The sequence below is a fragment of the Litchfieldia stipae genome, from assembly GCF_014837155.1.
GTDB lineage: Bacteria > Bacillota > Bacilli > Bacillales > Bacillaceae_L > Litchfieldia.
The window spans coordinates 47422-72166 of sequence record NZ_JACYHA010000019.1 but is presented as its reverse complement, the minus strand read 5'-3'; the positions used below and the strand labels follow the sequence as shown (position 1 = coordinate 72166).

Genomic DNA, 24745 nt, shown 5'->3' with positions numbered 1-24745 from the left:
AATATGAACAAACTATTAACAAAACTTGTCTAAGCTATTAAATGCGCAAAAAAAAGACCCCCTTATAGGGAATCTTCATCTTAATGTAATGGTTTCTGAACTGGTTCGCTTTCTTCATAATCTGGAGCGACTGTTCTCTTAATGAAGAGAGCTAGAATCAAGCCAATGACGGCAAATACTAAGCCAACCGTAAAGGCTGTTTGTACACCTGCAATCATTGAATTTGCTACCTCATCAGCAGATGATGGGTCACTTACACCACTTAAATATCTAGATTGCCCCGAAGACATGATGCTAATAAAGAGAGCAACTCCAATCGCAGCTGCGACTTGTTGTAATGTATTTAGAATGGCTGTACCATGTGAATAGTGTTTTCTAGTCAGCTCATTTAACGCATTCGTTTGAGTTGGCATCATGATCATCGCAATTCCAATTGATAAGGAAGTGTGTAACACGATAAATGTGAAGATTGACGTATCTTTTGATACATTCGAAAAGAACCACATAATAATGACTAATATAATTGTTCCCGGAATAACAAGCTTTCTTGGTCCAAATTTATCAAAAAGGCGACCTGTAATTGGAGATATTAAACCATTAATCAGTCCGCCAGGTAGCAGCGCAAGCCCTGTCATAAAGGCTGTAAATGCTAACCCACTTCTCAATAGCATTGGTAAGAGAATGATGGTAGAGAATAATGCCATCATTGTAATAATAAGTAAAACAGCCGTTATCGCAAACATCGGATACTTAAATACTCGAACATCAAGCATTGGTTCTTCTAATTTCAGTTGTCGTATGACAAATAGAATCAATGAAACAATCCCGACAATGACCGCTATGTAGACTTCAGGGTGAGTCCATCCAGCACTTCCCTCTCCCGCACTACTAAAACCAAAGACAATTCCACCAAATCCTAATGTTGATAAGATAACTGAGATATAATCAACCTTTGGCTTCGTCACCTCAGATACGTTCTTTAAATAAATACTTGCAAAGACGATTGAAAAGATAGCAAATGGTAATACAATGAAAAATAACCAACGCCAATTAAGTGCTTCAAGAATAACTCCTGAAAGTGTTGGCCCAATTGCTGGTGCAAACATAATAACTAATCCGATCGTTCCCATTGCTCCCCCACGTTTGTGTGGTGGATAAATTAATAGGATTGTATTCATCATGACTGGCATTAACAAGCCAGTACCACCAGCTTGAATCAGACGCCCAATCAGTAATGTTGAAAAGTTTGGTGCGATTCCACAAATGATTGTACCAATTGTAAACACGACCATCGCACCGATAAACATTTGTCTCGTTGTGAACCACCCCGTAAGCAAGGCTGTTACCGGTACTAGAATACCTACAACTAACATAAAGCCAGTTGCTAGCCATTGAATTGTGGAAGCCTCAACCTGAAACTCGCTAATTAAATCAGTGAATGCGACATTTAATAACGTTTCATTTAAAATCGCAAAAAACGCACCAATGATTAACGAAATCATGATCGGTGCACGCTTTATATTTTTTACATCAATTTGCCCTACAGCACTACCTGATGCATTCATTAATACTCCCCCTTGTCTTCAAACAACATACTACATTGTTACCTCTTTATTATGAAACATAACTTTAAATATATTTCATAATCAAAAAAGAATAAAGTTATTTGCTTGCACTATATTAATTAGCTTTTGCCTTATTATTATATTACATTTAATTCCGCAGCCTAAATACACTCCGCGTCCGGCGGGTGCCAGGTGAGCCTCCTCGTCACTGCGTTCCTGCGGGGTCTCACTTTTGGTCACGTATCCCGCAGGAGTCTACGTGCATTCAGGCTGCTAGATATTTCTTTCCACTCTTAGATCAATTAACTCAATGAAAAACATGCTGAAAACCTCATAAAAAAATGCCCCATTTCCATGGGACACTTTCTATTACTGAACACGAACTACTCGTCCGTTAAATTTTTGTTTCCAATAGCCAGAAGTCATATCAGCAATCGCAACTCCTGTTGAGTTTTGGGAGCCGATAAACTTCCCGTTACCTACATAAATACCTACATGACCATCTCTTTTATATGTATCAAAAAAGACAAGATCTCCATATCGCATATCACTTGTAGATACCTGTTTGCCTGCATACTTCAATGAATCCGTACTTCCTCCAACTCTGATTCCTGCTTGAGAAAATACATAAGAGACAAATCCTGAGCAATCAAAGCGACCATTCGCAATATCATATGCATTTCTTCCACCAGCAAAGACATACACAGAGTTTCCTATGTACTTATATGAATCTGCAATCGCTTCGTTTAAGCTCTTATTTCCACTAGAGCTACTATTTGAGAAAACACCATTTACTTTTTCACTCGTTGTCACATTCGTTACTTTAGATGAGCTAGTATTCTGGTCATTTGCTGACCCACCAGACACCTGTGCTGTACTATTAGCCACATTTCTTTGACTTTGTTGAATGCTTAGTGCTTTGTTTGCAAGCTCACGATCCTTTGCCTGTAACTCAGCCATGAAGCTTTGGCTCTCTTTTTCTTTTGCTTTAAGATCCTTCTTTAGCTTATCATTATTCTTTTTCTGTTCTAGAATCTGCTCCTGCATTCCTTCTAGTTCAACTTTTTTGTTCGTTAAATCTCCAAGCTTTTTCTCGACCACGGTCTGTTTTTCTTGCAGCTCCTCTTGATCTGCTTTTTGTTGATTCAAAAGATCAGCATCTGACTGAGCAATGGTTACAACTGCGAAGACACGATCAATGAAATCATTGAAGCTAGTTGATCCAGCTAATACTTCTAGGTAACTAACACTTCCTCCAGATTGCTGAAGTGTCACTGCACGTTCCTTTAGAATATTGAAACGTTGATCGATGTTTTCTTGAAGAATTGCCATTTCTTCTTCTAATTCTTTGATTTCAAGCTCAGCTGCTTTAATCTCTTTCTTAGTATCCGAGATCATTTTGTTATTATCTGCGATTGCTTTCTCTACTTTTTGAAATTGCTCATTTAGCTGATCTAATTCCACTTGAATCTTTGTTAGTTCTTTAACAGCTTCATTAAGCTCAGCCTGAATCGCCTTCCGCTCTTCCTTAATTTCTGTAGCAGTTTCTGCATAGACTGCTGGGATTGTAAATGAACTTAAACCGAGAACGATTACTGTGTTTAGTACGATCAATTTCTTCTTGAACACACTTCCCCCTACTTTCCCTAGTATTATGTCAATTTCTTTTTTCATTTATTGGTCTTTTTATGTAATCTATCAAAACATCTATTAATCTATGAATCCGTTTCCTTGTCTATTATTGCATATTTTCCGAAAATAATCTAAGTTTTTCCACAATTAGTAGTATATCATCATAATAAGACAAAATTGTTATCGAAATATTACAGTTATAATACAAAATGTCATATTAGGAATAAGTTCAAATATTATTCAAATTTTACATCTAGGTTTTATAATAACCTACTTGATAGACTCGAGTCTTCTTTTTTAGTATCTTAAAAAAGTTTGTATGTATGTTAAACAAGCGCAAAAATTGTAACTCTTTGTAATACAAGTTTGATTTCGTATCTAATTGTTGCTTTAAAAGCCGCAGCCTGAATACACTCCGCGTCCTGTGGGGTGACTGGTGAGCCTCCTCGTCGCAATGCTCCGTGGGGTCTCACTTTAGTCACGCATCCCACGGGAGTCTACGTGTATTCAAGCTGCTAGTTACATCACTTTCAATATTTTTTGCCTGAAACACTCTTTGTGAAATCAGCCCAAATAAAAAAGGAACCCATTTGGCTCCTTTCAATTATTTTCTATAAACTTTTATGTAATAGAGTTAAGACATTTCGTAACTCAGACACTTCTACTTGTCCTGGAGCAGAGGGTTTCTTGGCTGCTCCAAATGTGACGGCAGATCCAAAGATTTCTCCTGACAGGCGGCTAATGACTCCTTTGCCAGCCATGGACATTGTAATAATTGGTCGGTCTGCATATTGTTCTTTCATCGTTAAGGTTGCATCAAGTAAGGTCAAAACATCTCGCTCTGTTTGTGGCATGACGGCAATCTTCGGTACATCCCCACCTATGTCCTGCGCTTTTCGCAGTCTTGAAATAATCTCTTCTTTGGATGGTGTTTGTTGAAAATCATGATTTGAAATAATGACATAGACATTGTTTACGTGTGCGATTTCAACTAATTCCTTCACCATCGCCTCTTCAGTAAACAACTCTACATCGATCATATCTACCAATTTGGTTTCAGCGATTGCTTTGTTTAACTCGAAATAGGAACGGGCACTAATTTCCCTTTCTCCTCCCTCTTTTGCACTTCGAAAGGTAAAAACAAGTGGCTTGTCTATTAGAATCTTACGGATTTCGTGAAGTGCTGAGGTCACTCGGTCGACATCATCTACATGTTGAAAGAAATCTACTCGCCATTCAACAAGGTCAAAGTCAAGGTTCTGTAATTCAATAGCTTCCTCAATTAATTCTTCGCTTGTACGCCCAACCAGTGGCACACAGATTTTAGGCGCACCCTCCCCAATCGATAGTCCCTTTATATGTAGCGTCAAAAACTCTCACCTTCCTCACTTATAAAAACATGTCTGCTAAAAGCTCATAGGATCGCACTTTGTCTTCGAAGTCATAAATATTCGTAATGACCATAAACTCATCATTTTGATAAAGTTCACTTAGTCGAAGTAACTCATCCCTCACCCTATCAGGCGTCCCAATCACCATTCGCTTTCTATTTTCTTTGATTATAGCTTGTTCTTCCTTTGATAAGAACCTTTTTTTTGCTTCTTCAATCGATGGAATTCGTAAATCAATCCGATTTCCTCCAACGGAAAGAAGCCAAAGGTCTTGGCTAAGTGCTATTTCCTCCGCCTGCTCCTGTGTAGGTGCACAGACAACAAAAATACACACATTTGTCTTAGGTTTCTTTAAAGCTGCTGATGGTTGAAAAAGCGCTCGATAATCTTCTAATGACCTCTGACCATTTTCAGGAGTGATGAAATGTCCATAAGTAAAAGCCGTTCCATTCTCAGCTGCTACTCTTGCTCCGCGATGTGTGATTCCTACTATCCATAGCTCTGGATTTGAATCAATGATTGGAGTTGCTTTCACTTCATCACTAGCGTCAACCTCATATAGATAGCGATTAAGCTTCTGTATTTGCCTTGGAAATTCATTCAAGCTTTTTGTGACACCATCTGTTAATGCCAATCTTGTCATCGGTGAACCTCCAGGTGATCGTCCAACACCTAAATCAATCCGATTGGGGAAAATCGCTTCAAGCACCCTGAAATTTTCGGCAACTTTAAATGGACTGTATTGCGGAAGCAGTACTCCTCCTGAGCCAACTCGAATGCTTTTAGTATGTGATGCAATATGTGAAATGAGCACCTCAGGTGATGAACCTGCAATCCCATTTGTATTATGATGCTCTGCTACCCAAAACCTCGTATATCCAAGCTCTTCTGTCCTTTTTGCCAATTGAACGGTATCACGAAAAGCATCGGTAGCAGTACTGCCCATACGAATAACAGATTGATCTAACACACTTAATTTCATCTTGTCCCTCCTGATGTTTACGTCTAGCTTGAAACAAAAAATGCCTAGGATCACTTCTACACTATTTAGTCGAAGCATGTTCGAAAAAATAAAGATTCATCAAGTGATACTAAGCATCTTAGTTGTTTGTATTTATTTTATTTGATCGAATTGAACATGAGATTTTTAGCAGACATGAAAAAAACGTTAAAAAAGCTTCGAAAAATTGTAGCCCCTCGCTCTCACTTCCTTAATAAGATCAGGAAGGATTTCGAGTGTTTGATGTAATTCATGAATAAGAATAATAGCCCCATCTTCTAAATGACTAGTCACGTGATTAATAATTTCATGTGGGTCATTCTTATGCTCCCAATCGACAGAAGCAATTCTCCACATCACAGGGGTAAGCTGTAATTCATTCGTCACAGCAATCGTATCCTGATTATATTGCCCAAATGGAGGACGGAAATATTTCACCTTTGTCCCTGTTACTTGCTCAATTTTCTTCACACTATGTTGAATATCGTGAAATTGCTGCTCATATGAAAGATTCGCTAAATTGAGATGCTTCGTTGAGTGGCTTCCGATCATATGCCCTTCGTCTAGCACCCGTTTCCATGGACGCTTTTCATATAATAATCGTGATTGCCAGAAAAATAGCGCTGGTACGTTCTCATCCCGTAACACATCTAGCATTTGTGGTAGAATTCGACTTGGACCATCATCGATCGTTAAATAGACCGTTTTACCACTGTCTTTTTTGACTGTTGTTAAAACATTTTTATCGTCAGAGTCGTACACGACCTGTGTTTGGCCACACACTCATGGAGATTTAATCATGAACATGCACTCCTGTCCCTTATGTGATGTATGTCAGACTTTTATCCATCTGAGCTTCATACACCTCGTGATATTCTTTATCTGTAAATGCTTCTGGCTTGCCATCAAACAGCACTTTGCCATCCTTTAATGCAATAATCCTTGTCGCATAACGTTTTGCTAGTGCCACATCGTGAACATTAATGATTGTTAAGAGCTGGTGACGAAGATGCATTTCTTTTATCAATGTAAACACATGATTAGATGTTCCAGGATCGAGACTTGCTACTGGCTCATCACCAAGCAATACTTTCGGATGTTGAACAATCGCTCGCGCAATTCCTACTCTTTGCTTCTGACCTCCACTTAAGTGCTCAACACGGCGATCCATAAATTCCGCTAAACCAACATCTGACATGACTTGTTTGGCTTCCTTTATTTCATCACTGCTATACCATCCAATCAGGTTTTTGAATGAATTCCGATAACCAAACAGACCGGTTAAGACATTTTGGATGACAGTAAGGCGCGGAATTAGATTGAAATGCTGAAAAATCATGCCCATTTCTCTTCGAACGAGTCTTAGTTGTTCTTCATTTTTTGTTGACAATGGTTCACCTTTCCAGAAGATTTCACCATTCGTTGGTTTTTGCAGACCATTGATACAACGAATTAACGTTGATTTCCCAGCACCACTTTTTCCAAGAATACAAATAAATTCTTCTTTTTTAAATGTCAGGTTAACTGATGTCAATGCATTGGTTTTACTGTCCTTATATCGAACCGATAAATCCTTAATTTCAAGCATCTCTGTCACCTCCTTCTAGATTTTCTTAGAAGAAATGATAATAATAATATATACGTTAGTGGCTTTAAATTCCGCAGCCTGAATACACTCCGCGTCCGGCGGGGCGTCCCGGCGAGCCTCCTCGTCGCTAGCTCCTGCGGGGTCTCACTTTGGGCCACTGATCCCGCAGGAGTCTCCGTGTATTCAGTCTGCTAGGGTTCTAATCATTATATGACTCTGTTTCTAATATAGCTTCCTAATAAGTCTACTAGGATAACCATAATCATAATAACCAGTACATCAAGAGAAACCGAGGAGTAGTGGAAGGTCTTGAAATCATTGAATAGCCTTTGACCAATCCCTCCGCCACCGATAAAACCAAGAATTAGTGAGGTTCTAATCGCAACCTCAAATCGATAAAAATAGCTTGAAAGTACATTTGGCCAAATTTGTGGAATGATGCTAAAAATCGCACCGAACCATTTTTTGGAACCGACCGCCTTCATTGCCTCTTGAGGTCCAGGATCTGCTGCCTCAATCAACTCTGAAATGAGCTTTCCTAGTACACCAATATTATGAAACATTATCGCAAGCACTGCTGGGAAAGGACCAAGACCAAGTGCTGTTAATAAAATAAGACCAAAGACAATTTCTGGAATCGATCTAACAAAGCTTAGAAGCGTTCTTGAAACATGATACAAGATCCCCGAAGGAGCCGTATTTCGCGCGGCAATAAAACTAATCGGTATACCAATAATCAAGCCCAAGAAGCTTCCTAAAAACGCCATCGCTAATGTCTCAATACTTGCTTGAATGATTCGTGGGAGATTTTCGGTGTTCATCGGGAACCAATGAGTGAGAAAATCAAGCATATTTCGATAGTCTCTAAACTTTGTTAAATCAAATTCAGTTAACTTCATGCTATAAGCTATAAAAATAACTAAAAGTATAACTGTGAAAATTTGACGCTTTTTAAACCACACCATCATCAGCTCTATTCGTTGATAATACCTTCTTTAATTGCTGCATCTCGGATACTTTCATAATCCTCATCAGTCGCTTCCGTAAAGCCAGATGCTCCAAATGCATCAAGAACAACTGGATCTTTGATTGCTATAAATGCTGCTTGTAGCTTTTCGATTGTTTCATTATCTGTGTCAGCATGAACCGCCCAAGGATATTGGAACAATGGCTCTGACTCCCAAATCGTTTTGATTTGTTCACCATCTACTTTTCCTGATTCAACTAATTGATTGTAAATCGCACTATCAATCGCACCAGCAGTTACTTGTTTGTTTTGAATTGCTAGCGCTGTTGCATCATGAGAACCTGTATAACGTACTGTTTTAAATTCATGCTCATCCTCTGATACAAATACCCCACGGTCCTGTAATTCAATGGAAGGAATTAATGAACCAGAAGTGGAATTGATATCACCGAATGCAAAATCAACATCTTTAGAATCCGCTAATAACTCTTCAATTGAATTCCATGGACTATCGACATGAGTAATAATATATGAATGGTAAAATGGCTCGCCATTAATTAATTGTGTAATAATCGCTTTTGCTCCACTGTTAGCGTGTGCAACGACATATGTTAATGGTCCAAAATAAGCCATATCGATTTTGTCATAATTCATGGCTTCCACGACCCCATTGTAATCAGGATACACATCTACTTTGACAGGACGATCTAATTCTTCTGTTAAAATCGCTTGCAGCTCTTCCATTGCTGCTTCCATTGAACCTTCTGTTTGAGAAGGGATAACCCCAATCGTAAATTCTTCTGCTTGTTCATTTGCACCTTCTGACTGATTACCATCATCAGATGCTCCACATGCAGCTAAAACGAAAAGAAAACAACTTGCTAGTAGTAACATTAAGTATTTTTTCATTAGTATGACCTCCTATTTTAAAAAGGACTCAAACTCGAGCCCTTTTAGATAACTTTGATTCGACCAGGTGATTCATTTGTTACAACACCAATGATCGAAGATGTTACATCCTTCTCAAGAAGTGCTTGTTGGAAACGTTCAGCATCTGCTTCAGAAACAGAAATGAGGAGTCCGCCAGAAGTTACTGCATCACAAAGAATCATTTGATCGACTGCATCGACATGTTGATCATAGTCAACGCGATCAGCAATCCATTTGTGATTCTTCTTCGTTCCACCAGGAATAATCCCTTGTTCAGCAAGCTCTCTCGTTCCTGCTAAAATCGGCACATCCTTGCTGTTCACAGTAATTCCAACATTGCTTCCTTCAGCCATTTCTAATGTATGACCAAGTAAGCCAAAGCCAGTAATATCTGTACACGCCGTCACATCAAACTCTTCCATCGCTTCAGCTGCATATTTGTTTAGTGTTGCCATTACAGTCATGACCTCATCTATGCTTTCTTTTGATAGCAGGTCACGCTTAATCGCTGTAGTCAGAATCCCTACACCAATTGGTTTTGTTAAAATAAGTCGGTCACCAGGCTTAGCACCAACATTGGCACGTACTCGCTCAGGATGAACAAGACCAGTAACAGAAAGACCGAACTTTGGTTCATTATCATCAATTGAATGACCACCAACTAATACGGCACCAGACTCTCTTACTTTGTCTGCACCACCACGAAGTATATCAGCTAATACACTCTTATCAAGTGTGTTAATTGGGAACCCAACAATGTTCATAACCGTAATTGGTTTGCCTCCCATGGCATAGACATCACTAAGTGAATTCGCTGCTGCAATTTGACCAAACATATATGGATCATCCACAATCGGTGTAAAGAAGTCCAATGTTTGAACAAGTGCAGTTTCTTCATTTATTTTATATACTCCTGCATCATCAGAAGTATCTAAACCTACAAGTAAGTTTGGATCAGGGACAGATTTAGGTAAATGACGCAGCACCTGCGCCAGGTCCTCAGGACCAATTTTGCATCCTCAGCCACCTTTTGACGATAAAGAAGTTAATTTAATGATTTCTTCTTTTGACATAATGTTCACTCCTTATTGACTCATTTAAGAACGTTTTTATAAATATCGATAAATGCATCTACCTCATATGTTCCAGAATGATGGTTCATAATATAGTCTTTTGCACGCTTACCAATTTTCGCCCTTAATTCGTTATTATTCACTAGTCGTTCAGCAAAATCAAGAAATTCACTTTCATTGCTATACACAAGACCTGTTTCCTCATGCGTGACAATACTCAAGTTCCCTTGATTATTCGAAACAAGCACTGGAAGCTGATGCTCCATTGCTTCAAGAATGGCGGCTGGCTGGCCTTCAGAATGAGACGTATTTAAGGCAATATCCCCTTGGCTGTAGATGGCTCCCATACTTGAATGTGGAAATGGACCAACGTATTGCACCCATTCTTTGTTTTCCTCTACTAACTCTTGAACGAGCTTGCCTTCTACTTCTTCGATGATTGGACCAATAATCCAGAGTCGAATCGAGGGGTTCTGTTGATAGATATTTTTTAACATATGGATAGCAAATGGGATATTCTTCACGACTCGAATCCCTGCTGGTAATAGAAACAATAATGTTCCAGGTTCTTTCTTTACGTTGATTTCAACAGTAGGAAACTCAGTCGTTCCTTGAGCTATGATGAAAATCTTATCCTCAATTCCTGGGACCTCATGACATAAGATTTGTTTGGCTTTCTCATTAAACACATGGATGGCCTTTGCCTCTGTTAATGAACGAATCACATCATCACGGCGATCTTTGTTAAATAGATCATGATTAAGGTCAGTACCTGTAATTGAAACGATATACGAATCTATTTTTTGAGTAAGCTTTTCTTTAAATGTGTAGAATTTATAGGCATGGAACCCATGAATGAGATCTGCCTCCGGAAGTGCAGTCACTGAGGAATCTTCAGTCATCGAGACAATCTCGGTTTGGATACCTTTTGCTTCAAGGCTATCAGCGATTCTCTGCACCGTCACAGTGTTTCCTCTTGGTTGGTGAAAATTTGGTGTTGCTAATACGACCTTCATTTATTCCATCCTTTTAAATACATATATTTGGACTTAAAAAGGTTTCTTCCTACTATAAGTCTGCATCAATTATCATGAAACTATTTCAATTTGTCACATTTTTTGCTTAAGGGGAATGGATGTGTTTTATTGTAGCGTAGAAACCCGCAGCCTGAATACACTCCGCGTCCTGTGGGATGCCCAGTGAGCCTCCTCGTCGCAAAAGCTCCTGCGGGGTCTCACTTTGGTCACTTATCCCACGGGAGTCTCCGTGTATTCAGTCTGCTAAGGTCTTAATACTTTTACATAGTTTTTTTAAGCAACGCAACAGCTGTGTCGATTTCTTCTTTTGTTGTATAGCGGCCTAGACTGAAGCGAATAGTTCCTTTGCCTATTGTTTCATTCACCTGCATAGCTTCTAGCACAGGCGATAGTTGAACACTACCCGAGTGACATGCTGAACCGGTCGATGCGGCAATTTCTGGCGTTTGCGCTAACAGCTCCTGTCCAATTTTACCAAGAAAACTAACATTTAGCGTATTGGGTAAAATCTCATCAATGTTTCCGTTAAGAATAACATTGTCTCCGAAGTGACTTTGGAGCTCCTCCCAGAAATAATTTCGAAGCGTGAAAATATCGTTATGACTATTCATCGCCAGCTCACATGCCTTACCTAAACCAACGATTTGTAGGATATTCTCGGTCCCCGCTCTTCTTCCATCCTCATGACCGGCACCATGAATGAACGGATCGATGCTTGTTCCTTTTCGTATATATAATGCACCGACTCCTTTAGGTGCATACAGTTTATGTCCAGCAATCGTTAGAAGGTCTACACCTAACTCATCGACTTTCGTCGGTATCTTTCCAATTGATTGAGAAGCATCCGTGTGGAAGGTAATGTTATATTTCTTGGCAATCTTGGCAATTTCTTTGATTGGTTGAATGGTTCCAACCTCATTGTTTGCATGCATGACACTAATTAAGATGGTCTTGTCGTTAATCGCGCATTCAATATCCTCTGGGTTGACCTTCCCAAATTGATCAACATCCACATATGTAATCTCTGCTCCTAATGTTTCAAGAAACTTACATGGATTAAGGATCGCAGGGTGCTCAACTTTTGTTGTAATAATATGATTTCCTTTATTTCTTTTGGCGAAGAACACACCCTTTAATGCGTGATTGTTCGCTTCACTTCCACCACTTGTAAAAATCACTTCCTCGGGATCACATGACAAAAGATCCGCTACTTGATGTCGTGCTTTCACAATCGCTTCTTTCGTCTCTTGCCCTGCCCAATGAGTTGATGAAGGATTTCCGTAGCCACTCTTTAAATATGGAAGCATCGCATCAATCACTTCTTCAGCAATGGGTGTACTTGCGTTGTAATCTAAATAGATTTTGTTCATTTCAACCGGCTCCTTTCTACTGATCAATAATGATTATTTTACTATAAATGTCGTTGAATTGTAGGGTAGGTGATTGCTTATTTTTCAAAAAAATGAGTGATTACTCACTTTGTTTAATGTATAATCGAAATAAGTAGTGAGTGATTACTCACTTTTAAAATATCATATTTAGGAGTTGAGATTCTTGAATACGAGCAAAGCACTTGTCTCCATTGAAAATGTTTCAAAATCATTTGGGAAACAACATGTTTTAAAAGAGGTTGAGCTTGAAATTTATGAAGGTGAAATTTTTGGCCTACTCGGTCCATCTGGTGCTGGAAAAACAACCTTAGTTAAAAACCTAGTAGGATTAGACATTCCTTCAAAAGGTGCGGCCTATCTCTTTCACGAGAAATTGCCTTCATTACAATTAATCGAACGCATCGGCTATATGGCGCAATCTGATGCCCTTTACGGTGAATTGACTGCAAAGGAAAACCTCGAGTTTTTTGCATTACTCTATGGTCTTCACGGAAAGAAACAGAAACAACGAATAGATGAAGTCATGCAGATGGTTCAACTGTCAGAGCATGTGAATAAGCTTGTTTCCTCCTATTCAGGCGGAATGAAGCGAAGGCTTTCATTAGCGATTTCCCTTCTTCATCAGCCTGAATTATTAATTCTTGACGAACCTACTGTTGGGATTGACCCTGTTTTACGGAAAAGCATTTGGGAGGCATTTTACGATTTAAAAAAGAAGGGAACAACGATTATTATTACAACCCATGTCATGGATGAGGCTGAAAAATGTGATCGATTAGGGCTTATTCGTGTTGGCTCATTGATTGCAGTAGGTACCCCTGATGAGTTAAAGCAACAAACAGAAACAGCCTCCATTGAAGATGTCTTTCTATTCTACGGAGGTGCTCATCATGCGAATTAAAGCATTAGCGATTCGGATCTTACGACAAATTATTCGTGACAAACGGACGATGGGATTGCTGATTTTTGCACCCATTCTTGTTATAACAATGCTTCACTTAGTATTTAACGGCGATGACTATATTCCTACTATTGGGATTGTTCAAGCACCAGAGTCTGTTTTAAATCAACTTGATAACGATCAAGTCGAATTGATTGAGTTTTCACATTCTGATGAAGCACTAGAGCAATTAGCAGCTGCCTTCCTCGATGGCTATATTGATTTTGCACAGATGCCACCAAGTATCTATCTTGAAGGTAGTGATCCAAGTGTCAATGGCGTAACTGCAGGATGGATAAAAACGTCCTTGTCAGCCTTGCAAAATGACGGTATTGCCATAGATTTCCCGATTCAATACTTGCATGGTTCTAGTGAAATGGGTCAGTTTGATTATTTCGGACCCGTGCTCCTTGGCTTCTTTGTATTCTTCTTTGTGTTTTTAATTGCAGGGGTTTCATTTTTACGTGAACGAACGACTGGAACACTTGAGAGATTGCTAGCTAGTCCTTTACGCAAATGGGAAATTGTTATTGGATATGTTCTCGGCTTCGGATTATTCACGATGGTTCAAGCGACCATTATTGCCGCCTATGCCATTTATGTCCTTGGCATGCTGATGGAGGGTATGTTTGGGTATGTATTGTTAATCACTCTATTTCTATCTCTATGTGCGCTGACATTAGGCATTTTACTATCAGCCTTTGCAAATAATGAGCTTCAAATGATTCAATTTATCCCGATTGTTGTCGTGCCACAAATTTTCTTCTCTGGGTTATTTAATTTGGATACCATTTCGGAATGGTTAAGCTGGATTGCGCCATTTACTCCCCTTTACTACGCAGCTGATGCGTTACGAGATGTAATGGTGAGAGGATATGGCTTCGGTGAGATTTACTTGAATCTACTTATTTTGTTAGGTTTTTCCCTTCTATTCATGGTGTTGAATGTCGTTGCCTTACGAAGATACCGAAAAATATAACATCGACATAGTCTACTTTTTACTATAAACTACGGGTTAATAATGGGTAAAAGGAGTATATCATGCTAGAGGATGAGAAAATAATTGACGACTTATTTGATCAGGACGATGAATTAACAGATAAACAAAAGAAAATTCTTGCAGCTGCTGTTGGTTTTTTTGCTGAGAAAGGCTATGCTTCGACCTCAACTAGTGAGATTGCTAGAAAAGCTGGTGTGGCAGAGGGGACGATCTTTAGACATTATAAAACAAAAAAAGAGCTGCTCTTATCTATTGTGGCTCCAGTCATGGCTAAATTTATCGCTCCCTTTGTCATTAAAGATCTTAATAAAGTATTAAATCAAGAATATGAAAGCTTCGAGGATTTTATCCGAGCGATGATTGTAAATCGTATGAAGTTCCTTCAACAAAACATGCCACTCTTTCGAATCTTAATTCAGGAAATTCCCTTTCAACCTGAATTACGTGAACAATTCAAAGAGCATGTCGCTCTAAAAGTATTTGCGAAGCTCGAACAATTAGTTAAGCATTATCAAGTAAAGGGTCAAATCATTGAAATGCCTCCGTATAGTGTCATTCGTTTTACCGGTTCGACTGTGTTCGGTTACATCATCGCAAGATACATTATTGTTCCAGAGGCACAGTGGAACGATGAAGAGGAAATCGAACGAACGGTACACTTTTTAATGCATGGACTTTCACCTAAAAAATAAGACTCCATTTGGCATGTCACTAGGAGTAGTGGCATGCCTTTTTATTCGTTCGATTGTTGATCCAGCAACTCGAGTTTATATCTCCTTCAACGCCTGTAACACATCGGCCTTCAAATCTTCAATATGCTCTAGTCCTACTGAGTAACGCACAAAGTTAGCCGGAATTCCAGCCGTCTTCATTTGCTCTTCATTTAAAGCCCCCTCCCACATCGCGGCAGTATGGATGACTAAGGACTCTACCCCACCTAGACTTACTGCATTGATTGAGAGATTCAAGGCACTCACAAATCTCTGAGTCGCTGCGTAATCCCCTTTAATCGCAAATGCGATGACTGCACCGAAGCCTTTCATCTGCTTGAGAGCCAGTTCATGCTGAGGGTGACTCACTAACCCAGGGTAAAACACTTGTTCAATCTCAGGTTGATTCTCAAGAAATTCTGCCAAAGCTAACGCATTCGAATTAATTCGTTCTATTCTTACTGGTAAGGTTCGTAAGCCACGTAATAATAACCAAGCATCCATGGGAGACAGGACAGATCCTATCGATGTGTGGGTGTCCCAAATCCTCTCTGCCAACTCATGACTTGTACAAATTACACCCGCTGTAATATCACTATGCCCCCCTAAATATTTCGTAGCACTGTGTACAACCACATCCACTCCTAGGTCATGAGGACGTTGATTTAGCGGTGACGCAAACGTGTTATCTGCCACGAGAACGATCCCATGTGATTTAGCTAACGTCGCAACAGCTTCCAAATCTGTCAACACTAATGTTGGGTTTGCTGGTGTTTCAAGCATGATTAGCTTTGTGTTTGGCTTTATCGCTTGCTCAAATGCAGCCAAATCTGTTTGTTCTACAATCGTTACCTCTACCCCAAATCGTGGGAGCATATCGTCCATGATTTTCGTTGTGCTCATATAATGTCTTGTTTGGGCTATGACATGATCACCCGCTGACACTAATGACAAAAGGGTTGTCGCAATCGCCCCCATTCCAGACCCAGTAACCAATGCCGTTTCTGTTCCTTCTAGCTCGGCCATAATAGCCTTCACTCTTTCATGGACTGGATTCCCGTAACGAGTATAGTATTGTGGATGAAGAGGTCTACTTGCCATATCGGCAAACTCTGCAGCGTCATTTGCAGGAAACGTCGAGGTATAGTAAATCGCAGGTGCTACCGTACCGTCTTTCACACCCCATTCATGATCCGCATGCAGGACCATTGTATCCTTTTTGTACTCTTCCTTCATGTCTCATTCCCCTTTTTCTAAAAATTTTGTCGATTCATACTTATTCTGTATCCTCTACCAATTTCCCTTCCTTGATTGCAATAAAAAAAGACTTACCACTCTTGGCAAGTCTTCTTCTACTAGCTATTTATTTAATTCCTCTAAAATAAGTTTAACAAGTGGATGCCCTTGTTCAAGTCCACATACGTCATAAATTGCTTTTTCATAACCTAGTTCTTTCACTTTTGCTTGTAGTGCAACGGCTTCCTCATCCTGTGGGAAATCATATTTTAGCGCAGCTGCAATAACTTTCGCTAAATGAACAGGCTGACCTTCAACATGCGCATAAAATTGAGTAGCCGGACTGATTAAACGATCATTTGGTCCTAGCTTACGTAGTGGACCTCTGGCTACACGAGGGATTTCATCGTTGATGAATGGATTTGTAAATCTACCAACAATTTTTGCCACATACTTCATATGCTCATCATAATTAAAGTCATATTTATTGACGAGAACCGTTCCTGTTTCCTTTAACGTGTCCTTAACCGCCTGTAACACTTCAGGACGCTCCATCGCATCCTTAATGGTTTCTAAGCCAGCTTGATAGCCTAAATAAGCTGCTGCTGCGTGACCTGTATTTACCGTAAATAGCTTTCTTTCGATAAATGGAGCTAAGTCTTCAACAAATGTGACTCCATCAATCACTGGAACATCACCAATCATTTTTGAACGATCTACGACCCATTCAAAAAACGGTTCAACAGATACCATCAGCTTGTCTTCGTTTGTTTGGTTTGGAACAATTCGGTCAACCGCTGCATTAGGGAAAGCAAATTGATTATCAAACTGCTGCTTTTCTGTGTCAGTCAGTTGTTCGTATACCTTCTCCTTCAGAAATGCACTTCCACCAATCATATTTTCACAAGCAATCACATTTAAGGGTTTGTCAGTTTGTTCGATTCTCTTTTTTAGTCCTTTAGCAATCGAGCCTGAAATGATGGCAAGAATGTTCGGTCCAACTGCTGTTGTTACTAGATCAGCAGTCGCAATCGCGTTCACTACTTCTTCTGGGTTTTGAATACTGTTAATTCCTCTTACATTTGTTACGATTTCTTCCTGACTATTTTCATCAGCAAGAACCACGCGATATTCATGCTTTTCATTTAATAAATTGACGATTTCCTCATTTACATCAACAAAGCATACTTCATAGCCCGCTTTTGATAATAGACTACCGATAAAGCCTCTTCCAATATTCCCCGCTCCAAAATGGACAGCTAACATTTAGTTCACCTCATCAAAAAGACTAATGATCTCTTCTGCTGATGTTGCTGAAACAATTTTCTCAATATTTTCTTCCTCTGAGCATACAATCGCAATTTGTGACAGGATATCTAAGTGCTCTCCGTCTTTCCCAGCGATTCCGATTAATACCTTCACAATATTCCCGTTACCGAAATCAACTCCACCAGGTACTTGGATGATTGAAAGCCCTGAAGATAGTACCTCTTTCTTCGCATCCTCAGTACCATGTGGGATCGCTACGTAGTTCCCCATATATGTAGAAGTTAGCTCTTCACGTTCTAACATTTTCTCAATATAACCAGCTGCAACATAGCCTTTTTCTACTAGAATTTGGCCAGTACTTCTGATCGCTTCCTCTTTGTTTGAAAAGCTAGCATTTAATACGATATTATTTGTTGTTAAAATTTCCTTTGTCATTGTTAGACACTCCTTAATGGGTTAATGTTTGTTCATAGATGGACTTTAATTCTGTTGTTAAAAGATTGACTATCTCTTGTTCTTCCCCAGATTCGAACTGTTTAATCGACTGTTCATCTCGGATGATGAGGGAGCTGATGGCACTTAGTATTTCTAAGGTTTCCTCTTGATTTTCCACTGGTGAAAGCATCAATAGGACTGTGTTCATATCTACTTGAGAACCATCCATTGCCTTTACCTCAATTGGATTCTTAAGTCTTGTGATGGTAAAGCTTGGCTCAAGTACTTTCCTGCTTTTTGTATGATACAAGGCAAGTGAAGTACCTGGAATCCCCAAACCGCCAATCTCTTCTCTTTGCAGCAAATCAGAGAGAACCTCTCGTGCATCACCACTGATGATGCCATTAGCAAGTAACTCTTCACATGAGCTCGTTAAAATCGACTCTACGGATTGCGATTCCTCGATTCTAGTAAAAGAAAAACCATTTAAAATTTGATAGATCGCGGTTGATACATTTTTCATTTTGCGAATATGTTGAAGAAAATCTCCAGTTTTACCAGGTAACTTAGCCATTGTTTCTTGTTGATTACTTTTACGTATAGGCTTATTTTTCCCTAATAAAAATCGTTTAACTTTATCAACCTCATCAGCAGACAATAAAGGACTTACAACTAAGTAATCCTCTGTGAAGTCCTTAAGTGGGATCGTTGAAATGATGGCATCAAATTCATTGATATCGATGTCATCTAAATCAAATAAAGATGCGTTCACTGTTTGTAACCCAGCGATTTGCTGCTGAAGCTTCGTAGAAAGGATCTTTGATGTACCAATTCCGCTTGAACAAACAACAAGGGTTTTTAACTCTTGATGCTGGTCTTTGTTTAAAAGGGCTGATGCAAAGTGCATGACCAAATAGCCAATTTCTTCTTTCGGTACATGTAAATCCGGAAAAATTTCTTGTACCCCTTTTTCCAAAACTGAAAATATGTCATGATAGTCCTGCTCAATTCTAGTCAGTAGGGGATTAGAGATTCCCATATTTTGTTTTAACCGATATAGCGCTGGTCTTAGATGGGCAACTAGTCCTTGGAACAGTGAAATATTCTTCGTTAAATCGGTTTCAATTTCATCACTGACAAAACGAATTAATTTCTGTGCGAGCATTCCAACATGAAGGCTTGTATCCTCTAATAGGTCTTCATGATCATTACGGTGTTTTGCTCCCATTAAATGCATCGTGATATACCCAATCTCTCCATGTGAAATGTTGATCCGAAAGATATCTTCTAAGCCCACAACAATCTTTTCTGCAACCTTGTACTCTTTAGTATCCTTTAGGCTTTGTAAATAATCCGAATCAAAATTAATGTCTTCGCCTTGTTGAATGCGTTCAAGTGCAAGCGCCAAATGAACGACAAGCCCAATGTAGGCACTATCTGCAATGGAATAAGGGAGATCATCCTTAATCTGATCAATTTGTCTTTCTATAATCAGTAGCTTCTTCTTATCAACCAAACCAAGTAATCGATCAGTAATCGTATCGATTGCCTGTGACGACTTCTTTTGAATTGTTTCTTTGATCATTGAAATTAATTCATACTCGTCAATATTTTCGATGATGTGCTTGCTCATTGCTTTTCTTTTCGCAGATTCTGAACCTGTTATTTCAACACCATATCCTCTTTTTCTTAACAGATGGAGCTGGAATGCAGCTAGTCGCTCTTCCACTTTATTAAGGTCATTACTGATTGTAGCAATCGTGACATTGAGATCATTCGCTAATGACATTAATTTCACTGGCTCAGTTGAATCGAGTAGTTCTGATAGAATAATGGTTTGACGTTCCTCAGGTGTATATTCAGAATGAGATAAATTAAATAAGAATAGCTTTAGCTTTTCCTTCGTCTCATCATCACCTATCATTTGGATTCCGATTCCAGACTTTTTGTTAAGTCCAAGATCGTATTCCTTTAGGATTTCCTCCACCCCTTTTAGATCACGGTGGACGGTGCGGGAACTTACTTGAAGCTCATTAGCTAGATCCTTCACTGTTGTTTCTTCATTTCTCGCTAGTAAAAGCTCTAAAATCTTCCGTTCCCTGGCAGAAATATACATAGCATCCACTCCACTTTTTATGGCTCTATATCAAGTCATATTATGAGCAAAGATGATGACAAATATGAAATGTTCTTTCTTTTGTGTATAATGATAACCCCTTTGACAAGCTATCTCAACAAAAGAAAGTTACATTTTCGTCATCATCGTTGTTGCCATAATTTGATTATTCTCTTTCATGTACTGCTTTTTTGTCTTAAAGGACAAATCGACTGATGATTATCTGTTTATTGTCTTTTTGAATATGTCTATTGGACAATTTGATGGGCTATCTGCTCTATTTTGTCCTTTTGAATATCTCCATTGGACAGTTCAACGGGGCATCCTCCCTGTTTTGTCCTTTTGGCTGTCTCCATTGGACACTTCAACGGAACATCCTCCCTGGTTTGTCCTTTTGGCTGTCTCCATTGGACAGTTCAACGGGCTATCTGCTCTATTTTGTCCTTTTGACTGTCTCCATTGGACAGTTCAACGGGCCTTCTGCTCTATTTTGTCCTTTTGGCTGTCTCTATTGGACACTTCAACGAGGCATTTCATCTTTTTTGTCCTTTTGGATGTCTCCATTGGACACTTCAACGGGCCTTCTGCTCTGTTTTGTCCTTTTAGCGGTCTCTATTGGACACTTCAACGGGCCTTCTGCTCTGTTTTGTCCTTTTGGCTGCCTCTATTGGACAGTTCAACGGGCCTTCTGCTCTGTTTTGTCCTTTTGGCTGTCCCCATTGGACACTTCAACGGGCTATCTGCTCTGTTTTGTCCTTTTGACTGTCTCTATTGGACACTTCAACGGGCCATATGCTCTGTTTTGTCCTTTTGGCTGTCTCTATTGGACACTTCAACGGGGCATCCTCCCTGTTTTGTCCTTTTGGCTGTCTCTATTGGACAGTTCAACGGGCCTTCTGCTCTGTTTTGTCCTTTTGACTGCCTCTATTGGACATTTCAACTGGCTATCTGCTCTGTTTTGTCCTTTTGGCTTCCTTAATAGGACATTTCATCCTACTCCAGCCTTAATCTTCCTACTTATTAAAACAAGGCTGACTCTTGGATTAGAGCCAGCCTTAGATGAATAATTATTTTAAGCTGTCGATTAGTTCGTCATATTTCGGACTGTTTAAGAAGTTCTCAACTGAGATATGATGAGCTGTTGGTAGCTTTTCTTTTGCACGTGATGTTAGGTCTTTGTGTGTAATGACGATATCAGCATCACTTGGGATGTCATTGATCGCTTTGTTTGTGATTTCGATATCTACTAGACCTGCTTTTTTTGCTTTGTTTTTAAGAATGGAAGCACCCATCGCACTTGAGCCCATTCCAGCGTCACAAGCAAAGATGATTTTGTTTACGTTTTTAGGATCGAATTCTGCTTTTTTCGTTTCGAAAGTACCTGAAACTGAGCTCTTCTTCCCTTTCATTGCTTCCATTTTTGCTGCTGCATCTGCAATATCTGTTTCTTCTTCTTGCTTACCAGTTTTTAGAATTAACGCTGCTACTGCAAATGATACAGCTGCTGCTACAAGTACACCTAGTAATACGCCTAGATGTCCTCCCCCTTTTGGAGTCATTGCCATAAGAGCAAAGATACTACCTGGTGATGGTGGTGCAACTAGCCCAACATTAAATAGTGAGAATGTGAATACTCCACTGATTCCACCTGCGATTGCTGCTAATAGTAACATTGGTTTCATTAAGATATACGGGAAGTAAATTTCGTGAATACCACCAAAGAAGTGAATAACTGCTGCACCTGGTGATGTTTGTCTTGCTGTACCTTTTCCGAATACCATGAACGCTAATAGGATCCCTAAACCAGGTCCTGGGTTTGCTTCAAGTAAGAATAGAATTGACTTACCAGCATCTGCTGCTTCTTTTGCACCAAGTGGGCTTAAAATCCCGTGGTTAATTGCATTATTTAAGAATAATACTTTTGCTGGTTCAATGAAAATACTTGCTAATGGAAGTAAACCTGCATTAACAATGACTTCAACACCTGCTGCTAATACATTGTTTAACCCCTCTACAACTGGTCCAATTGTCCAGAATGCAAGAAGTGTTAAAATCCCTGCTAAAATACCTGCTGAGAAGTTATTTACTAACATCTCGAAGCCTTGACGTACTCTTGGTTGAATCACTGCATCAACCTTCTTGATTAAGTAACCTGCTAGAGGTCCCATAATCATTGCTCCAAGGAACATTGGAATATCTGATCCTACGATAACCCCCATTGTTGCAGTCGCACCAACGACTCCTCCTCGGTCACCATAAATCATCTTACCACCTGTGTAACCAATTAATAATGGTAGTAAATAGGTAATCATTGGTCCTACTAGTTGAGCTAAATCTTCATTTGGAAGCCAACCAGTTGGAATGAATAAAGCAGTAATAAGTCCCCATGCAATAAATGCACCGATGTTCGGCATAATCATGCCGCTTAAATAACTACCAAACCTTTGGATTTTCACGCGAAAATCTGGCTTGGATCCCTCTGTTGTTTTTGACATATATATTCTCCTCTCAGTATGAAAAAATAATCTTTATGAATAGCTCTTTCTTACAACTTAATAATAAGTCTTGTTAAAAGCGTTTTCAATTTAAAGTAAAGGGTATTTTGTCATACGTAATGTTGTCATAATTAAAATAAGATTAGGTTCTAAGTACTAATTACTATATTTCACATAATAACGATATAAAATACAAAAAAAGCCCACAAGAGATCATCGTTTAGAGCTGCTGCATTCCTGCCCTGACTCATTTCACGATTACTCATTGGACTTTTTATTGGATTAGCTGGAGTTGCACCAACGCAATGGGTCTACACCTCTTGCCTACTAAAGTAACCCCATGACTTTCTTAATAAGTTAACGCTCAACCATACATACCGCATAAGCCGTGTTTTGTTCATGATGTGCTGCATTCGGCCAAATGACCTCGCACAACATGGAGAATCATCTATCTCATGAATAGATTCATGGTGTCTGTTGGTTCCATTCCCGCTAGACACTTCCCCTACCAAATTTGGGTTTCTCGCTCGTGGGGTTTACCTCGTTCCACCTTCAAAGTTTCCTTTGAAGCTCCGTCACTGTGGCACTTTCAAGGTATTCGTCCCATATCTAGTGCTTACGCTTGACCTAGACTTAGGTGACTTTCCCTGCCGTCAACCCAGCTTACGCCAGATTGCCCTAGCTTACGGTTTCGCTAGGCACGAACACTACAGACATCTCAGCCTGTGCGAGCACGGACTTTCCTCACAGATAGGAAATCTGCGCGATTCTCTCTGGATGTATGATCAATTAATTGCTGTTAACTACATTTCCTATCATACCCGAATTATATACAGAAGTCAAATTCTGCGAAGTAAAATAATGTTGGTAATATGTTCAAAAAACAAGTTTCTTCTATATAAATATTAAAGTCACTCATCCTGGTGATGAGTGACTAACTCTAGTTCCAACAATCATTTAACCTCCGCTACATCTAAAGGGAAATGACAAGCAGCAGAGTGACCTTCACGATATTCAACCAATTCCGGCGCCTTCTGGCTACAAATCTCTTGTGCATAAGGACATCTTGTATGGAAATGGCAGCCTGATGGTGGATTACTCGGATTAGGCAAATCACCTTCTAGCAGCTTATGTTCTTTTCGTTTCGTAGGATCAGCAATCGGAATCGCTGATAATAATGCTTCAGTATACGGATGGGTTGGGTGCTCAAACAATGAATCACGATCAGCAATCTCAACTACTTTTCCTAAGTACATGACTGCAATTCGATCACTAATATGACGGACGGCTGGTAAGCCATGTGCGATGAAAATATACGTTAACTGAAACTCTTTTTGTAGCTTCTTTAACAAATTCAGGATTTGTGCCTGAATCGATACATCTAGTGCGGAAACAGGTTCATCACAGATAATTAACTTTGGCTTTAAGGCTAATGCTCTTGCAATCCCGATTCTTTGACGTTGTCCTCCACTAAATTCATGAGGATAACGATCCAAATGATATTCATTTAATCCCACTACTTTTATTAACTCGATGACTTCAGCTTTAATCTCGGACTTACTTTTTCCACCATGGATTTTTAAAGGCTCTGAGATTAGTTGTTCGATCGTCATCCTAGGATTCAATGAAGAGAATGGATCTTGGAAAATTACTTGAATGTCTTTTCTAAGCTTTCGTAGCTCTTCCTTTGAAAGTGATGTCATGTCTAGATCATTAAACCAAACTTTTCCTTCTGTTGGAGGAAGGAGTCCTAGGAGCATTTGACCAGTAGTGGACTTCCCGCAACCTGACTCCCCCACAATGCCAAGTGTCTCTCCTTCAAATACCTCTAGATTGACTCCGTCTACTGCCTTTGTATAGGTGATTTCTTTTTTGATAAAGCCTTTTTTCATTGGAAAGTGTTTTTTCAAACCCTCTGCCTTTAACAAGGTCTTCGATTTAGTTACTGTTTTCGGCACGACTCATCACTC

The 24745-nt window shown here is 39.5% G+C and carries 20 protein-coding genes and 2 other RNA genes; 3 read left to right on the top strand and 19 right to left on the bottom strand.

Translation table 11 applies throughout. The features are described from left to right. Nucleotides 1-80: 80 nt before the first annotated feature. The 11 genes from F7888_RS18055 to F7888_RS18005 all read right to left on the bottom strand — a co-directional run bounded on the left by F7888_RS18055 (nucleotide 81) and on the right by F7888_RS18005 (nucleotide 12553). Nucleotides 81-1565 carry a DHA2 family efflux MFS transporter permease subunit gene (locus F7888_RS18055; protein WP_191781923.1) on the bottom strand — a complete coding sequence of 495 codons (1485 nt, stop codon included), beginning with the start codon at nucleotides 1563-1565 and terminating at the stop codon, nucleotides 81-83. Nucleotides 1566-1934: 369 nt separating this feature from the next. Further along, entirely contained in the window at nucleotides 1935-3194 is a 1260-nt protein-coding gene (locus F7888_RS18050; protein ID WP_318246318.1) for a coiled-coil domain-containing protein, read from the bottom strand. Nucleotides 3195-3808: 614 nt separating this feature from the next. Further along, nucleotides 3809-4567 carry a type I 3-dehydroquinate dehydratase gene (gene aroD / locus F7888_RS18045; protein ID WP_191781919.1) on the bottom strand — a complete coding sequence of 253 codons (759 nt, stop codon included), beginning with the start codon at nucleotides 4565-4567 and terminating at the stop codon, nucleotides 3809-3811. Nucleotides 4568-4586: 19 nt separating this feature from the next. Then, on the bottom strand, nucleotides 4587-5570 hold the full coding sequence (locus F7888_RS18040; protein ID WP_191781917.1) for an LLM class flavin-dependent oxidoreductase: 984 nt from the start codon (nucleotides 5568-5570) through the stop codon (nucleotides 4587-4589). Between the two features lie 186 nt (nucleotides 5571-5756). After that, nucleotides 5757-6350: a polysaccharide deacetylase family protein gene (locus tag F7888_RS18035; RefSeq protein ID WP_318246317.1), complete on the bottom strand. Its 594-nt coding sequence runs from the start codon at nucleotides 6348-6350 to the stop codon at nucleotides 5757-5759. Between the two features lie 58 nt (nucleotides 6351-6408). After that, a complete protein-coding gene (gene phnC / locus F7888_RS18030) occupies nucleotides 6409-7176 on the bottom strand; it encodes a phosphonate ABC transporter ATP-binding protein (protein WP_191781914.1) in 768 nt (255 codons plus the stop codon). Nucleotides 7177-7382: 206 nt separating this feature from the next. Further along, nucleotides 7383-8138 (bottom strand): phosphonate ABC transporter, permease protein PhnE, encoded by a 756-nt coding sequence (gene phnE, locus F7888_RS18025; RefSeq protein WP_318246320.1) that lies wholly within the window; start codon nucleotides 8136-8138, stop codon nucleotides 7383-7385. 11 nt (nucleotides 8139-8149) lie between these two features. After that, nucleotides 8150-9052, bottom strand: coding sequence for a phosphate/phosphite/phosphonate ABC transporter substrate-binding protein (gene phnD, locus F7888_RS18020; RefSeq protein ID WP_191781910.1), 903 nt, complete (start codon nucleotides 9050-9052; stop codon nucleotides 8150-8152). A 44-nt stretch (nucleotides 9053-9096) separates the two neighbouring features. Continuing rightward, nucleotides 9097-10146, bottom strand: a complete 1050-nt coding sequence (gene selD / locus F7888_RS18015; RefSeq protein WP_191781908.1) for a selenide, water dikinase SelD — start codon at nucleotides 10144-10146, stop codon at nucleotides 9097-9099. A 20-nt stretch (nucleotides 10147-10166) separates the two neighbouring features. Beyond that, nucleotides 10167-11162 carry a glycosyltransferase family 4 protein gene (locus tag F7888_RS18010; RefSeq protein WP_191781906.1) on the bottom strand — a complete coding sequence of 332 codons (996 nt, stop codon included), beginning with the start codon at nucleotides 11160-11162 and terminating at the stop codon, nucleotides 10167-10169. A 281-nt stretch (nucleotides 11163-11443) separates the two neighbouring features. Continuing rightward, nucleotides 11444-12553, bottom strand: a complete 1110-nt coding sequence (locus F7888_RS18005; protein WP_191781904.1) for a cysteine desulfurase family protein — start codon at nucleotides 12551-12553, stop codon at nucleotides 11444-11446. Between the two features lie 184 nt (nucleotides 12554-12737). Between F7888_RS18005 and F7888_RS18000 the strand changes: the two genes are divergently transcribed. The 3 genes from F7888_RS18000 (at nucleotide 12738) to F7888_RS17990 (ending at nucleotide 15206) form a co-directional block, all read left to right on the top strand. Next, on the top strand, nucleotides 12738-13475 hold the full coding sequence (locus F7888_RS18000) for an ABC transporter ATP-binding protein (RefSeq protein ID WP_191781902.1): 738 nt from the start codon (nucleotides 12738-12740) through the stop codon (nucleotides 13473-13475). Then, entirely contained in the window at nucleotides 13465-14493 is a 1029-nt protein-coding gene (locus F7888_RS17995) for an ABC transporter permease (RefSeq protein ID WP_191781900.1), read from the top strand. The genes F7888_RS18000 and F7888_RS17995 overlap by 11 nt, the downstream gene beginning before the upstream one ends. 62 nt (nucleotides 14494-14555) lie before the next feature. Further along, a complete protein-coding gene (locus F7888_RS17990) occupies nucleotides 14556-15206 on the top strand; it encodes a TetR/AcrR family transcriptional regulator (protein ID WP_191781898.1) in 651 nt (216 codons plus the stop codon). A 75-nt stretch (nucleotides 15207-15281) separates the two neighbouring features. Here the strand turns inward: F7888_RS17990 and F7888_RS17985 are convergent, their stop codons facing one another. From F7888_RS17985 to F7888_RS17950, 8 genes are all read right to left on the bottom strand, one after another. Continuing rightward, a complete protein-coding gene (locus F7888_RS17985) occupies nucleotides 15282-16460 on the bottom strand; it encodes a trans-sulfuration enzyme family protein (RefSeq protein WP_191781896.1) in 1179 nt (392 codons plus the stop codon). Nucleotides 16461-16583: 123 nt separating this feature from the next. Further along, nucleotides 16584-17726 carry a mannitol-1-phosphate 5-dehydrogenase gene (locus F7888_RS17980; RefSeq protein WP_191781894.1) on the bottom strand — a complete coding sequence of 381 codons (1143 nt, stop codon included), beginning with the start codon at nucleotides 17724-17726 and terminating at the stop codon, nucleotides 16584-16586. Beyond that, complete coding sequence (locus F7888_RS17975) at nucleotides 17727-18164, bottom strand: PTS sugar transporter subunit IIA (RefSeq protein WP_191781892.1); 438 nt, start codon at nucleotides 18162-18164, stop codon at nucleotides 17727-17729. A 13-nt stretch (nucleotides 18165-18177) separates the two neighbouring features. Continuing rightward, nucleotides 18178-20280, bottom strand: a complete 2103-nt coding sequence (locus F7888_RS17970) for a BglG family transcription antiterminator (protein WP_191781890.1) — start codon at nucleotides 20278-20280, stop codon at nucleotides 18178-18180. A gap of 1067 nt (nucleotides 20281-21347) precedes the next feature. Next, the gene (locus F7888_RS17965; protein WP_191781888.1) at nucleotides 21348-22775 is read right to left on the bottom strand and encodes a PTS mannitol transporter subunit IICB; all 1428 of its coding nucleotides are present in this window, start codon (nucleotides 22773-22775) and stop codon (nucleotides 21348-21350) included. A 192-nt stretch (nucleotides 22776-22967) separates the two neighbouring features. Further along, nucleotides 22968-23052, bottom strand: an RNA gene (gene ffs, locus F7888_RS17960) — signal recognition particle sRNA small type. Between the two features lie 100 nt (nucleotides 23053-23152). Further along, nucleotides 23153-23554: RNase P RNA component class B (gene rnpB / locus F7888_RS17955), an RNA gene on the bottom strand. 174 nt (nucleotides 23555-23728) lie between these two features. Beyond that, complete coding sequence (locus F7888_RS17950) at nucleotides 23729-24733, bottom strand: ABC transporter ATP-binding protein (RefSeq protein WP_191781886.1); 1005 nt, start codon at nucleotides 24731-24733, stop codon at nucleotides 23729-23731. Between the last annotated feature and the right edge of the window lie 12 nt (nucleotides 24734-24745).